The following is a 14,013-nucleotide window of genomic DNA, read 5'->3' on the forward strand; positions in this document are numbered from 1 at the left end:
TACCGTCCGCGGCGCACGCAACGACACCATGACGCGCACATCCGGCAACATTCACATCGGCATTTCAGGCTGGCGCTACAAAGGCTGGCGCGGCACGTTCTACCCTGAAGACCTGAAGCAGGCCGCCGAGCTGCGATACGCATCGGGGCTGATGCAGACGATCGAGATCAACGGCACGCATTACAGTCTGCAGTCGATCGACAGCTGGCAGCACTGGTACGCCGATACGCCGCCGGGTTTCGTGTTCAGCGTGAAAGGCGCGCGCTATCTGACGCACCTGCTGCGCTTTCGCGACGAAACGGCCACGGTCGCATGTGCGAATTTCTTCGCGCAGGGCGTGCTCGCGCTGAAGGACAAGCTCGGGCCGATCCTGTGGCAATTCCCGCCGTCGCTGCGTTTCGACGCGGCGCACATGGAGCGTTTCCTGAGCCTGCTGCCGCCCGATACGGAGGCGGCACTCGCGCTCGCTCGGCAGCACGATGCGCGCGTAAAGCGGCCGTATCTGCAGATCGACCGCAAGCGCAAATTGCGCCACGCGGTGGAAGTGCGTCACGACAGCTTCGTCGATCCCGCGTTCGTGAAGCTGCTGCGCCGTTACAAGGCCGCGCTGGTCGTATCGGATTCGACGGAACCGTGGCCGCAGTTCGAAGACCTGAGCGCGGACTTCGTCTACATGCGGCTGCACGGCACCGAAACGAAGTATTCGGGCGAATACTCGGATGCGGCGCTCGAACGCTGGGCGAACCGGATCGAAGCGTGGAGCCGCGGCGAGCAGCCGGCCGACGCGCGGCTCGCCGCCCCCGCGCTGCAACCGCCGCGCGCACGCACGCGCGACGTGTACTGCTATTTCGACAACGACGCGAAAACGAACGCGCCGTTCGACGCGCAACGCCTGATGGCGCGCCTCGGGCTGCATGCGCATGAAGCAGCCGCGTGACGGCGCGCGGGTACGCCGCTATGTGCGCCGCTGCGCGAGCTTCTTCGCGTCGCGCAGCGCGGCGACGATTGCCGCATACGCGCGATCGCGCGTGTCGGCGTCCGGCGCACGCAGCGCGAACGACGGATGATAGGTTGCGACGACGAAACGGTCGCCATGCCGAACGACCTTGCCGATCGCGTCCTGCAAGCGCGATTTCGGATCTTCGAGCACGGCCTTCAGCGCAGTCGCGCCCAATGCGACCACCACGTGCGCGCCCACGCCGTCGAGTTCCTTGTCGAGCCAGTAACGGCACGCGTCGACCTCGCGTTGCGCGGGCGTCTTGTGCAAACGCCGCTTGCCGCGCGGCGTCCATTTGAAATGCTTGACCGCGTTGGTCACGTACACGTCGCCGCGGCCGATGCCCGCTTCGGCGAGTGCGTCGTCGAGCAGCGCGCCGGCCGGTCCGACGAACGGCAGACCCTGCAAGTCCTCCTTGTCGCCCGGCTGCTCGCCGACCATCATGATCGGCGCGTGCCGCGGGCCCACGCCCGGCACGCCCTGCGTCGCGTTCGCCCATAGCGGGCAGCGGCGACACGCGTCGAGCGTCGCCGGCTGCTGATCGGGGTCGACGTCGGGCACGCGCGGGCTTTCGCGTTCGGCGGCCGACGTCGGTTTGACGGTGCGTCGGGTCGTGGTCATCGTTCGTCGCGCTTCGTCGCGCGGTGGTTCGCCGTCGTCCGTCGGGTATGACGGACGGATACCCGACGCAAGCAAACACCGTTCCCGTCGAGCGCACGACGCGCACTCGTCGCGACCGGGCGCGCAACGTGCTTATCGGACGCACGCACGCATGCACGCGGACCCGTCGATCGTGCCGCGACGGCAGCGCGACGCGTCTGCCGGGCCGAACGAGCGCCCGCATCGAGCGCGGTCCGGCGCCCGCGGTAAATTCTGCACGGCACGCGGCGGCCCGGCAGCCCGAAACCGCAAAGGAGAAAAAACGATGACCCTGCTCATCTATCTGGTCGGATGGATCATTTTCATCGGCGGCGTCGCCTGGGGCCTGACGATGCTGCACGTCGCGCAACACGTGATCGCGATCGTGGCCGTCATCCTGTTCGGCATCGCGGTGATCACCGGTGCGACGCGCGCACGCAATCGCGACCGGTCGTAGCGCGACGCGCGCATGCGCGTCTCACGCATGCACACCCGGCACGCGCTCGGCCCACGGCGCGGCCCGCTCGAGCTGCGCGGCCAGCGAAAACAGCAGCGACTCCGCCCCGAACGCGCCGGCGAACTGGCTGCCGATCGGCAATCCGTGCCCGTCCCAGAACAGCGGCACCGACATCGCCGGCTGTCCGGTCGCGTTGAACCACGCGGTGAATGGCGAAAAGCTGTGCGACCGGTCGATCAGCGCGTCGATCGACAGCGTATCGTCGTCGATCGCCAGTTCCGCCGGCGGCTTGGGCGGCGTCGCGAGCGTCGGCGTGAGCAGCACGTCGTAGCGCGTCATCAGCGCGCCGAACGTGCGGCCGAGCGCATGGATCCGGTCGACCGCCGCCGCATAGTCGGCGCCGGACACGCTGCCCACGTCGCGCACGATGATGCGCGTACGCGCTTCGATCTCGTCGTCGCGCACCGCGCGGCCGCGCCGGCGCGCGACGTCGTCGAGCATCGCACGCGTCTGCGCGCCGATGATCGTGAACACCGTGCGGAAAAACTCGGCCGAATCGACCGGGCTGTCGAGCGATTCGACGTCGTGGCCGAGCGACGTCAGCAACGCGACAGTGTGCGCAAGCGCGTCCCGGCACGCGGGTGCGACCGGCCACGGCCGCGCTTGGTCGATCACGCCGATGCGCAGCCGCCCCGGTTCGCGCTGCGTCGCCGACAGGAACGTGTGCGGCTCGTGCGGCGCCGCGTACGGCGCGCCGACGTCGGCGCCGGCCGTGACGTCGAGCAGCGCCGCACTGTCGCGCACCGAGCGCGTGATCGCATGATTGATGCCCATTCCCGCCCATCCTTCGCCGGCCGCCGGCCCCATGGGCGTGCGGCCGCGCGTCGGCTTCAGCCCGAACACGCCGCAGCACGACGCCGGCACGCGCAGCGAGCCGCCGCCGTCGTTGCCATGCGCGAACGGCAGCGCGCGAGCCGCGACGAGTGCGGCCGCGCCGCCGCTCGATCCGCCCGCCGTCGCGTCCGCGTGCCACGGATTGCGCGTCGTGCCGAAGCGCGTCGACGACGTGCAGTACGATGTGCCGAACTCCGGCGACAGCGTCGTGCCGGCGATCGGGATGCCCGCGCGCTTGAGCCGCACGACGAGTTCGCAGTCGAAGTCCGCACGGTAGTCGCCGAACAGATGCGAGCCGTTCGCCATCCGCGCGCCGCGCACCGGCGTGAACAGGTCCTTCGTCAGTATCGGCACGCCGGCGAGCACGCTTTCACGGCCGGTGATGGCCGCCGCGAATTCGCGCGCGGGCGCTTCGAGCCGCTCGGCGACGGCGTTCAGCGCGGGATTTACGGCATCGACGTTGGCAAGCGCGGCTTCGACGAGTTCCGTGGGCGTCACTTCGTTGCGGCGCACGAGGTCGGCAAGCGCGATGCCGTCATGGGTGGCGATGAGTGTCCGAAAGTCGTTCATGAGTATCGTGGTGTTTCAGCGAGGAGAAAGCGAACGCGCGTCATGCGTCGTCGCGACAAGTGAACGCGGCGAGCAGCCACATCAGCGCGACGGCCGCCGCGCCGACGGCGATCGCGCCGATCGCGGGCCGCAGCCCGCCGAATGCGCGGACGCCGGCCAGCACGACGAGCGGGCTCACGAACTGGCCGAAATACAGCGCCGCCGTATAGCCGCCGAGGCCGCGCCCGCGCAGCGCGAGCGGCAGCGCGCGCATCAGCGGCAGGATCGCGTTCGGCGCCGCGAGCCCGGCGCCGATGCCGTGGATCACGACGGCGATCAGCACCGCTTCGACCGACTGCGCACGCGAGAACAGATAAAGACCGGCCGCGAGCAGCGCGAGCAGCACGACGTTGACCATGCGCCGCCCGACGCGCTCGCGCAGCCACGGCCATGCGACCGAGCCGCCGAGCGTCGCGAGCAGGCCGGCGCCGGACGTCATCCCGATCATCGTCGACGAGCGCTCGCCGATGCCGATCATCAGCTGCGGCATCTGCACCGGCACCACGAACGTACAGATCATCGCGATGCAGATCAGCAGATAGCCGACCGCAAGGATCGCGCCGAGCCGTCCACACGGCGGCTCCGGCGCGCTTGTGTACGCCGCGCCGGGCGCGTGCGCGGTGCGCAGCGGCTCCCACAGCAGCAGCGCGATCGCCGGGACGAGCAGGATCGGCAGCAGATACAGATAGAACGGATAGCGCCACGAGTGTTCGCCGGCCGCGCCGCCGATCACGAAGAACAGCGTGCCGACGATGCCGATCGTCACCACCTGCCGATTCACGTAGCGCACGCGCATGTCGCCGTGCCAGTAATCGCCGATCAGCGTCGTGCAGCACGTCATCACGCACGCTTCCGCGATGCCGAGCACGATGCGGCACGCGAGGATCGCGCCCAGGCCGTCGAGCAGCGCGGGCGCCGCGCCGACGATGCCGTAGATCAGCGTCGCGACCAGCAGCAGCATCTTGCGGCCGACGCGGTCCGCGAGCCAGCCGGCGAACGGCGCGAACAGCGCGATCGCGAGCGCGGGGCCGGTCGCGACGAGCGGCACGAGCCCGGCCGCGGCCGGGTTGGCCGGCACGAATTCCGCCGCAAGCTTCGGCAGAACCGGCGCGATCATCACCGCGCCCATCACCGTCAGGCTGCTGCCGAGCAGCAGCACCGCGCCCTGCGCGACGCCCGGCTCGCGGCGCCCGATCGCGACCGCGGAATTGCACGACGAAAGCCGATTCATCGAAAGCTCCCCGATCAGAACGAAATGGCGGCGCGCAGCGCGATCTGGTAACCCTCGCTGCGGTTCTTCGCGCCGAACTCCTTGTAGACGTGCAGCCAGAACGCCGGCCTGCCGGGCTCGACATAGCTGATCGCGGGGCCGAGTGCGTTGACGCTCGAGCGGTTGCCGTCGACGTTCGGGCCGCGATCGTCGCTCAGCTGCCGATACACGTAGCCGCCGATCCCGACGGTGAACGGCCCGATGTGCCGACCCGCGGCGAACTCCTGCCGGAATTCGGTGCCGCTGCGGTAGTCGGTCGCGCGGTTGGTCGTGTGCTGGTCGATCTCGATGCTGGTCGACAGCTCGAACCCGCCCGGCGTGATATACGTCGCGCCGACGATCGGCGACAACGTCCAGTGGTTCGAGCCGGGATTGATCAGCCGCGTGCTGCGGTACGCGCCGGTCGGCGCCTGCACCTGAAGCGCGACGTTCACGAACAGGTTGCGCGACGACCACGCGAGAATCAGCGGCTGGACGTCGATGTCGCCGATGCCGACCGGATTCGCGGACAGCGGGATCGCGCCGCCCGGCGTCGGCACGGTTGTATGCGCGCTCATCCCGAGAAACGGCACGACGGCGCCGAAGCCGACGTTCGCGCCGAACAGCTTCGCGTTCGTCATCCGGATATACGCGACGCTCCACGACGCGACGTCGACCGCGAAGTCGTTCGGCACGCGGTTGCCGGCCGCGTCCTTCAGCGTGTGGGCCGAGTAGTACGCGAAGCGCGTCGCGAACGTGCCGTTCGGCGTCGGCGGCGGCAGGATGCCGGCGCCGAAATCGAAGACGCCGTACGGCGTGATCGGCGCGCCGTTCTCGGCGGCGTGCGCGGTGCCGGTGCCCGCGTAAAGAAGCGTCGTCGCGAGCGCGCCGGCCGTCGCGACGGCCTTGGTCGCCTTCGCCGCGGTCGCCTTCGCAGCCGCGCGTCGGCGCGCGCTCGCGCGCCGCTGTGTCGTGATCTCCATCGTCCCGTTCCATCCATCGTCGATTGTGTCGATGGAGTATGGGAACGCCGAAATCGCGAGCGTTATCCGCTTTTGGTAATTATTGCGGCGCGCGCTTCAACGTATCGGACGGCAGTTCGCCGAACAGCTGCCGGTAGTGCAGCGAGAAGCGGCTCAGGTGCCAGAATCCGCAGCGGAACGCGACGTCGCCGACCGATCCGGTCGCCGGCGACTGCCGGCGCAGCTCGCGCCGCGCCGCATTGAGCCGCAGCACGCGCAGGTAGTACGCGGGGTTGGTGCCGAGCGCTTCCTCGAAGCAATACTGCAGCTTGCGCCGGCTGGTGCCGACCGCGCGACACACGTCGAGCACCGTGAGCGGCGCGTCGGGCTGCGCGGCCACCAGTTCGCGTACGCGGCTGACGATGCGCCGCCGCGCGGTGCCGTCGAGCCGGACCGGCGGCCGCCCGGTTTCGGCGATCCGTTCGAGCTCGAGCAGTACCGCGTCGTGCAGCGTCTTGCACGCCTGCGGATACGCGAACGCGTCGGCGGCCGCGTCCGCCGCGTCGAAGCTGGCGACCAGGAACGCCTTCAGCGCGTCGTAGCGTTGCCCGTCCAGCGTCACGAGGTAGACCGAATCGGCCGAACGCTCGCGGTCGTCGTCCCCGTCGAGCGCGGCAAGCGACGCGAGCGCTTCGGCCGGCAACGTCAGCACCGCGATGTCGTGCCGGTCGGGCGTGCGCAGCTCCGGCAGCGACGTGCCGTTCGATACGAGCAGCACGCGCTCCTGCAACGCGCCGCCGCCGCAATAGCCGGGGCCGTCGGTCTGCAGCGGCACGCTGAACGACGTCACGTACGCGGCGGTCGCGCCGCGCTTGAGCAGCGAGCGGTTCACGCGCTCGCGCAGCAGCTGCATGTCGCCGACGCGGAGTTCATGAAGCGTTCCGCGGAACGGGCCTGGCGACATCTGGTCGAGCTGCAGCGCCCAGCCGTCGATGAATTGCGCGTGCGCGTCGACGTCGTCGCTTTCGAAATGCCGATTCACGATCGACGCGCCCGGCGGTGCTTCGGTGGCGCCGCAAGCGGGCGCGGATGCTGCATGCAGCGCTGTGGTCGATTCCATGATCGCTCCGGGCGGGATCGGTGTGCGTGGTTCGCATATCGCCCGGAGAAAATAATCGCGCAATCGGGGCTTGCCCCGGGGCCGACACGCGATGCGGTCGGCGCAACGCTCCGCGCATCGATCGCGTCCCGCGCCGTTGGGCTTGCCGGCCGAATCATGCACAATACGCGGCATCTGAAATGCGGAGACCCGTCCGTGGGCATCAACTTCGATCTGACCGACTTGCAGGCGTTTCGCGCGGTGGTGGAGCTCGGCAGCTTCCGGAAGGCCGCCGACGCGATCAGCATCTCGCAGCCCGCGTTGAGCCGCCGGATCGACAAGCTGGAAGAAGCGCTCGGCGTGCGTCTGTTCGAGCGCACGACGCGCAGCGTCACGCTGACCACCGTCGGCCGCGTGTTCGCGCCGAGCGCGGAGCAGCTGCTCGACGATCTGGACGCCGCACTGCTCGGCATCCGCGACGTGTCGTCGAGCCGACTCGGGCACGTGACGATCGCGTGCGTGCCTTCGGTCGCCTACTACTTTCTGCCGAACGTGATCGCGAACTATCACCGCCGCTTTCCGCGCATCCGCGTCAAGCTGCTGGATGCGAGCGCGAACGAGGTGCTCGGCGCCGTGATCAGCGGCGAGGCCGATTTCGGCGTGAGCTTCATGGGCAGCCAGGAAGCCGAGATCGAGTTCAAGATGCTGCTGCAGGAGCGGTTCGTCGCCGCGTGCCGGCGCGACCATCCGCTCGCGCGCAAGAAGCGCGTGACGTGGAGCGAGCTTTACGAGCACGAGTACGTGTCGGTCGACAAGACGTCCGGCAACCGGCTGCTGCTCGACCAGGCGCTGTCCGCCGTCGCGCCGCCGGCGCCGAGCGTGTGCGAGACGCGGCACGTGACGACGATGCTCGGGCTGATCGAAGCGGGGCTCGGCGTCGCGGCGGTGCCGTCGATGGCGATGCCCGGACACGACCACCCTATCCTCACCAGCGTGCCGCTCGTCGAACCGGTGGTGAAGCGGCGCGTCGGCATCGTGAAGCGCCGCGGGCGGGCGCTGACGCCGGCCGCCGATGCGTTTCACCGGATGATCGTCGAGGCGAAGCGCGGCGGCGCCGCCGGCGGTGCGGCGACGTGACGGCGCCAGCAGAGACCGCGAGGAAGTCCGCATCGTGACGTGGGCAAGACCGCTGAAGCTGCTGTACGTGCAGGTGCTGCTCGCGATGGCGCTCGGCATGACGCTCGGCCACTTCTGGCCGGCGGCCGGCGCGCTGCTCAAGCCGCTCAGCGATGCGTTCGTCGCGCTGGTGCGGATGATGATCGCGCCGATCGTGTTCTGCACGATCGTGTCGGGCATCACGTCGCTGGCGAGCGGGCCCGCGATCGGCCGCACGATCGTCCGCGCGCTCGCGCTCTTCTATCTGCTGACCGCCGCGGCGCTCGCGTTCGGGCTCGTCACCGCGTTCGTGCTGCAGCCCGGCGCCGGCATGCACGTCGACGTGCGTCATCTCGATGCGAGCATCGTCGCAAACTACGCGAAGCACGCGCACGCGGACGGGCTCGTCGCGTTCGCGCTCGGCGTGATCCCGGACACGATGCTCGGTGCGTTCGCCAAAGGCGAGGTGCTGCCGGTGCTGCTGCTGTCGCTGCTGTTCGGGTTCGCGCTGAACGCGTATCCGCAGGCCGGACGGCCGGTGCTTGTGCTGCTCGACGGCGTCGCCGACGTGCTGTTCCGGATTCTCGCGATGATCATGCGGCTCGCACCGCTCGGCGCATTCGGCGCGATGGCGTTCACCGTCGGCCGCTTCGGCATCCGCTCGGTCGGCTCGCTCGCGATGCTGATGGTGTCGTTCTACGTCGCGTGCGTGCTGTTCGTCGCGCTCGTGCTCGCGCCGCTCGCGCGGCTGCACGGCTTCTCGCTGTGGCGGCTGCTGCGCTACATCCGCGAGGAGCTGCTGATCGTTCTCGCGACGTCGTCCACGGAGCCGGTGCTGCCGCGCCTGATCGTCAAGCTCGAGTCGCTCGGCTGCGACAAGGGCGTCGTCGGGCTCGTGCTGCCGGCCGGCTATTCGTTCAACCTGGACGGCACCGCGATCTATCTGACGCTCGCGTCGCTGTTCATCGCGCAGGCATGCGACGTGCCGCTTTCCGCGCCGCAGATCGCGACGATGCTCGCGGTCATGCTGGTCACGTCGAAGGGCGCGGCCGGCGTGTCGGGCAGCGGGCTGGTCGCGCTCGTCGCGACGCTGACCGTGCTGCCCGACCTGCCGGTGGCCGGCGTCGCGCTGCTGGTCGGCATCGACCGGTTCATGTCGGAGGCGCGCGCGCTGACGAGCGTGATCAGCAACGCGTGCGCGGTGATCTTCGTTTCATCGTGGGAAGGCGCGTGCGACCGCACGCGTGTCGCGCAGAAGCTCGGTGCGCGCGGGCCGGGCCGCGCGGGCGACACTGGCGACACTGGCGACACTGGCGACACTGACGACACTGACGACACCGGCGACAGCGACGACGCCGCAACGGACGTCCGCCGATAATGCGACGACGGGCCGGCTCGGCCGGCCCGCGTGTTTGCGTTCAACGCGTCGACACGGAATCGAGCCCGGTCGCTTTCACGTCGGCCTGCACGCCGGGCGACGCGAGATAGTCGAGCAGCGCCTTCGCCTGCTCCGGATGCTGCGCGCCGACCGGAATGCCGGCCGCGAAGCGCGTGACCGACTGCAGCGATTCCGGAATCTTTCCGACGAACGTGACGCCCGGAACGGGCAGCAGTTCGCTCACCTGCTGGAAGCCGATTTCGTAGTCGCCGTTCGCGACCACCGATGCGACCGGAATCCGCGGGATCATCTTCGCCTTCGGCTTCACCTGCTCGTCGATGCCGAGCTTCTTGAACAGCTCGCGTTCGATATAGACGCCGCTCGCGCTGTCGGAGTACGCGATCGACTTCGCATGCAGCAGCGTCTGCCTGAGCCCTTCGGCCGTGCCGATGTCGGGCTTCGCCGCGCCTTCGCGCACGACCATGCCGATGCGCGAATCGGCCAGCTCGACGCGCGATCCGGGAATCACCTTGCCTTGCCTGATCAGTTCGTCGAGCGCGTAGCCGACCATGATCACCGCGTCCGCCGGCTCGCCGCGCGCGAGCCGGTTCGGAATCGCTTCGGGCGACTTGCCCATCGACGGACCGAGCGCGGTGTCGAGCGTATTGCCCGTCTGCACGGCGAAGCGCGGGCCGAGCACCTTGTAGGCCGCGGTGAAGCCGCCGGAGCTCATCACGTGCAGTTCGGCGGCCTGCACGTTTGCCGCTGCGGCGCACACGCCGACGAGCGCCGTCGCGCACAGTTTCAGAAGCAGGTTTTTCATCATCGTGGTCGTGCGAAGTCGTGGGTGGTCGAAAGCGTGCGGCGCCGCGCGTCCGTCAATGCGCAGGCGTCAGCGTCGCCGCGCGGCGGCGATACAGCGCGAACGTCGCGAGCAACGCGCACACCGCGGCGAAGCTCATCCAGTAGCCGGGCGCAGCCTTGTCGCCGGTCATGTGGATGACCGCCGTCGAGATCGCGGGCGTGAAGCCGCCGAATACGGCCGTCGCGAGGCTGTACGCGAGCGAGAAGCCCGCGACGCGCACCTGCACCGGCATCACTTCGGTCAGCGCGACGATCATCGCGCCGTTGTAGATGCCGTACATGAACGACAGCCACAGCAGCACGAGCAGCATGTTCGCGAAGCTCGGCGCATGCGCGAGCAGCGACAGCGCCGGATACGCGGTCGCGACGGTCAGCACGGTCATCGCGACGAGCAGCGGCCGGCGGCCGATCCGGTCGGACAGCGCGCCGCCGATCGGCAGCCATACGAAGTTCGACACGCCGACGCACAGCGTCACGAGCAGGCTGTCGGCCGTGCTCAGATGCAGGACCGTCTTGCCGAAGGTCGGCGCGTAGACGGTGATCAGGTAGAAGCTCGTGGTCGTCATCGCGACGAGCATCATGCCGGCGAGCACGACGCCCCAGTTCTGCGCCAGCGTGCCGAACACTTCCTTCATGCCCGGGCGATGACGGCGCGCATTGAACTCCTGCGTTTCCTCGAGATTGCGGCGCAGCATGAAGATGAACGGCACGATCATGCAGCCGACGAAGAACGGCACGCGCCATCCCCACGCGGCGATGTCCGATGCGCTCAGCCATTGATTGAGCGCGAAGCCGAGCGCCGCCGCGACCACGATCGCGACCTGCTGGCTCGCGGACTGCCAGCTCGTGAAGAAGCCCTTGCGGCCCGGCGTCGCCATTTCGGCGAGATACACCGACACGCCGCCGAGCTCCGCACCGGCGGAGAAGCCCTGCAGCAGCCGGCCGAGCAGCACGAGGACGGGCGCGAGCAGGCCGATCGTCGCATAGCCCGGCACGAACGCGATCAGCACGGTGCCGCTCGCCATGATCGACAGCGTGACGATCAGGCCCTTGCGGCGGCCGACTTCGTCGATGTACGCGCCGAGCACGATCGCGCCGAGCGGGCGCATCAGAAAGCCCGCACCGAAGACCGCGAACGTCATCATCAGCGACGCGAACTCGCTCTTCGCCGGGAAGAACACGTTCGCGATCTGCGTCGCATAGAAGCCGAACAGGAAGAAGTCGAACTGCTCGAGGAAATTGCCGGCCGTCACGCGGAAGACCGCAGCGGCCTTCGAGCGTCCGGTCGAAAGGCGGGACGAGGGGGGATGCATCGGGTGTCTCCTGAAATCCGGAAAAACGCGGCGGGGCGACGAGGCGGGCCGGTCGATTGTCGTGGCGCAATGTTCGCGCTGCGCTGGCGAAACGATAAGTGCAAGTTTTGGAAGAATTGATGTTCTGCGGTTATCAATTCACGTGCGCGGCCGGCGGCGTGCGGACGTCGGGTGGGCGCCGCCGCAATGCCGACGCGGATCGGACGCGCGTCGATTCGGTCGGCGCAGCCGGGAAAAGGGATCGGCAACGATCGGACATCCACATTCGAGCATCGGCCGGGCGAAGGCCGCGGGCCGAAACGATATCCACGATGGGCGCGACACGGCAACGCGACGATCCGCTTCCGGCGACGCGCGGCGCACGGAGATCGCGCACGAAGACCGCGAACGACGACGGCGTGACATCGGCGCCGCACACGCCGCGCGCCACCCCGACGCGGCCCGCGTCACTCGACGTTGTCCGTCACGTCCGTCATCCGGATCATGTGCGGGCGCACCGCGTCTTCGTCCGCCGCTTCGTCGGTCGACGGCGGATGAATCAGCGCTTCGAGCCGCGCCTTCGTCGCGACGAATTCCGGCGTCGTGACCTGCGAATAATCGCGCGGACGCGGCACCGGCACCTCGATCAACTCGCGGACTTCGCCCGGATTGGCCTTCAGCACGAGAATCCGGTCCGCGAGCAGGATCGCCTCGTCGAGATCGTGCGTGATGAACAGCACCGTCACGTCGACGTTGCGCCAGATGTCGAGCAGATGCGCCTGCATCTTCGCGCGCGTCTGCGCATCGAGCGCGCCGAACGGCTCGTCCATCAGCAGGATGCGCGGCCGGTTCGCGAGCGCACGCGCGATCGCGACGCGCTGCTTCATCCCGCCCGACAGCTGATGCGGATACACGTCCGCGAAGCGCGCGAGCCCGACGAGGTCGAGCCACTGCAGCGCGTCGCGCTCCGCTTCGCCGCTGCTGCTGCCGTTGCGCTTCAGCCCGAACATCACGTTCTTCTTCACCGTCAGCCACGGAAACAGCGTATAGCCCTGGAACACCATCCCGCGATCGGCGCCGGGACCCTGCACGGGCTTGCCGTCGAGCAGCACGTCGCCGCTCGTCTGCGATTCGAGGCCGGCGAGGATGCGGATCAGCGTCGACTTGCCGCAGCCGGACGGCCCGATCACGCAGACGAACTCGCGCCGGTGCGTGCGAAAGCTGATGTCGTCGAGCGCGACCACTTCGCCCTGCGGCGACCGGAAGCGTTTGCCGAGATGGCGCACGTCGAGGATCACGTCGCGCGCTTTCAGGCGCGCGAAGCGTTCGCGAACGGCGTCGGACTGCAGCAGATAGTCGGGAAGGCTGTGCGGATTGTGCATGTTCGTCTCTTCCGGAAGGAGGCGGGAGGTCATCGGCGTCGTCCGTCACGCCTTCAGCGTGCGGTCCCATGGAAACAGCCGGCGCCCGAGCAGCGCGAGCACGATGTCGGTCCCGAGGCCGATGATCCCGATCATCAGGATCGCGGCATACACGTTGTCGAAATGCTGGTAACGCGACTGCTGGCTGATGTACCACGTGATGCCCGAACTGGTGCCGACCAGCTCGGCGACGATCAGGTAGGTCCACGCCCAGCCGAGCAGGATCCGCTGGTCGCGATACAGGTCGGGCAGGATGCCGGGAATGACGACGTGCGCGATCAGCCCCGGCTTTTTCGTGCCGAGCGTCAGCGCAGCCTCGAACAGCCCGTATTCGAGCTTGCGCGTCGTGTTCGCGACGATCAGCACCTGCTGGAAGAACGTTCCGATCACGATGATCGCGATCTTCGGCGCGTCGTAGATGCCGAGGATCGCGACCATCAGCGCGCCGAACGCCGGCGCGGGCAGATAGCGGAAGAACTCGAAGAACGGCTCCTGCAGCCGCGCGAGCGCGCTGAAGGTGCCGCACACGATGCCGATCGGCACGCCGATCGCCGACGAGATCGTGAACCCCCAGAAGATGATCTGGATGCTGTGCCACAGGCTTTCGTGAAGCCATACGCCGTCGCGCGAGGCCGGCGGCGTCGTGAACGCCGTGTAGAACGCGCGCAGCACCTGATGCGGCGCCGGCAGATACACGGGGTTCGCGCGCTCGCCTTCGGGCACGGCCGCATGCGCGGCCCGCGCATGCGCACGCTCTTCGTCGAACACGTCGCGGTCGACCTGCATGCCCGGCTGGAAATAGTCGACGCTGCCGGGGTTCGTGATGCGCACCTGCGGATGCCAGACGAACGGCACGTAGCTGAGCACGCACCAGACGGCAAGCGGCAGCAGGAACGACGCGACGCCGAGCGTCCACTTGCCGCGGGTCGACAGCTCGCGGCGCACCGCGAGCCAGTCGGTCGTATTGCGTGTCACTGACATGGTGAATCTCCGTATC

The 14,013-nt window shown here is 68.7% G+C and carries 13 protein-coding genes; 4 read left to right on the plus strand and 9 right to left on the minus strand.

What is annotated here, in order from left to right; translation table 11 throughout:
- The first annotated feature begins 28 nt into the window (after positions 1-28).
- Positions 29-937 (plus strand): DUF72 domain-containing protein, encoded by a 909-nt coding sequence (locus tag BUB20358_RS05540; RefSeq protein WP_035975577.1) that lies wholly within the window; start codon positions 29-31, stop codon positions 935-937.
- Positions 938-955: 18 nt separating this feature from the next.
- Here the strand turns inward: BUB20358_RS05540 and BUB20358_RS05545 are convergent, their stop codons facing one another.
- Positions 956-1,618, minus strand: a complete 663-nt coding sequence (locus BUB20358_RS05545) for a UdgX family uracil-DNA binding protein (RefSeq protein WP_006767162.1) — start codon at positions 1,616-1,618, stop codon at positions 956-958.
- A 304-nt stretch (positions 1,619-1,922) separates the two neighbouring features.
- Between BUB20358_RS05545 and BUB20358_RS05550 the strand changes: the two genes are divergently transcribed.
- The gene (locus tag BUB20358_RS05550; protein WP_165802979.1) at positions 1,923-2,093 is read left to right on the plus strand and encodes a hypothetical protein; all 171 of its coding nucleotides are present in this window, start codon (positions 1,923-1,925) and stop codon (positions 2,091-2,093) included.
- A gap of 21 nt (positions 2,094-2,114) precedes the next feature.
- On the opposite strand, the gene BUB20358_RS05555 is transcribed toward BUB20358_RS05550, so the two are convergent.
- From BUB20358_RS05555 to BUB20358_RS05570, 4 genes are all read right to left on the minus strand, one after another.
- A complete protein-coding gene (locus BUB20358_RS05555) occupies positions 2,115-3,557 on the minus strand; it encodes an amidase (protein WP_006767161.1) in 1,443 nt (480 codons plus the stop codon).
- A gap of 40 nt (positions 3,558-3,597) precedes the next feature.
- Positions 3,598-4,827: an MFS transporter gene (locus BUB20358_RS05560; protein WP_035975575.1), complete on the minus strand. Its 1,230-nt coding sequence runs from the start codon at positions 4,825-4,827 to the stop codon at positions 3,598-3,600.
- 14 nt (positions 4,828-4,841) lie between these two features.
- On the minus strand, positions 4,842-5,828 hold the full coding sequence (locus tag BUB20358_RS05565) for a SphA family protein (protein ID WP_035975573.1): 987 nt from the start codon (positions 5,826-5,828) through the stop codon (positions 4,842-4,844).
- A 79-nt stretch (positions 5,829-5,907) separates the two neighbouring features.
- On the minus strand, positions 5,908-6,927 hold the full coding sequence (locus tag BUB20358_RS05570; protein ID WP_006767159.1) for a helix-turn-helix domain-containing protein: 1,020 nt from the start codon (positions 6,925-6,927) through the stop codon (positions 5,908-5,910).
- A gap of 195 nt (positions 6,928-7,122) precedes the next feature.
- Between BUB20358_RS05570 and BUB20358_RS05575 the strand changes: the two genes are divergently transcribed.
- Positions 7,123-8,043, plus strand: a complete 921-nt coding sequence (locus BUB20358_RS05575; RefSeq protein ID WP_006767158.1) for a LysR family transcriptional regulator — start codon at positions 7,123-7,125, stop codon at positions 8,041-8,043.
- A 34-nt stretch (positions 8,044-8,077) separates the two neighbouring features.
- Complete coding sequence (gene dctA, locus BUB20358_RS05580) at positions 8,078-9,439, plus strand: C4-dicarboxylate transporter DctA (RefSeq protein ID WP_045552383.1); 1,362 nt, start codon at positions 8,078-8,080, stop codon at positions 9,437-9,439.
- 40 nt (positions 9,440-9,479) lie between these two features.
- Here the strand turns inward: dctA and BUB20358_RS05585 are convergent, their stop codons facing one another.
- The 4 genes from BUB20358_RS05585 to BUB20358_RS05600 form a co-directional block, all read right to left on the minus strand.
- Complete coding sequence (locus tag BUB20358_RS05585; RefSeq protein WP_035976115.1) at positions 9,480-10,262, minus strand: substrate-binding domain-containing protein; 783 nt, start codon at positions 10,260-10,262, stop codon at positions 9,480-9,482.
- A gap of 55 nt (positions 10,263-10,317) precedes the next feature.
- A complete protein-coding gene (locus BUB20358_RS05590; RefSeq protein ID WP_006767155.1) occupies positions 10,318-11,616 on the minus strand; it encodes an MFS transporter in 1,299 nt (432 codons plus the stop codon).
- Positions 11,617-12,062: 446 nt separating this feature from the next.
- A complete protein-coding gene (locus BUB20358_RS05595; protein ID WP_035975569.1) occupies positions 12,063-12,977 on the minus strand; it encodes an ABC transporter ATP-binding protein in 915 nt (304 codons plus the stop codon).
- A 45-nt stretch (positions 12,978-13,022) separates the two neighbouring features.
- Positions 13,023-13,997 carry an ABC transporter permease gene (locus BUB20358_RS05600; protein WP_006767153.1) on the minus strand — a complete coding sequence of 325 codons (975 nt, stop codon included), beginning with the start codon at positions 13,995-13,997 and terminating at the stop codon, positions 13,023-13,025.
- Positions 13,998-14,013 lie beyond the last annotated feature (16 nt).

The organism is Burkholderia dolosa (assembly GCF_902499135.1).
GTDB lineage: Bacteria > Pseudomonadota > Gammaproteobacteria > Burkholderiales > Burkholderiaceae > Burkholderia > Burkholderia dolosa.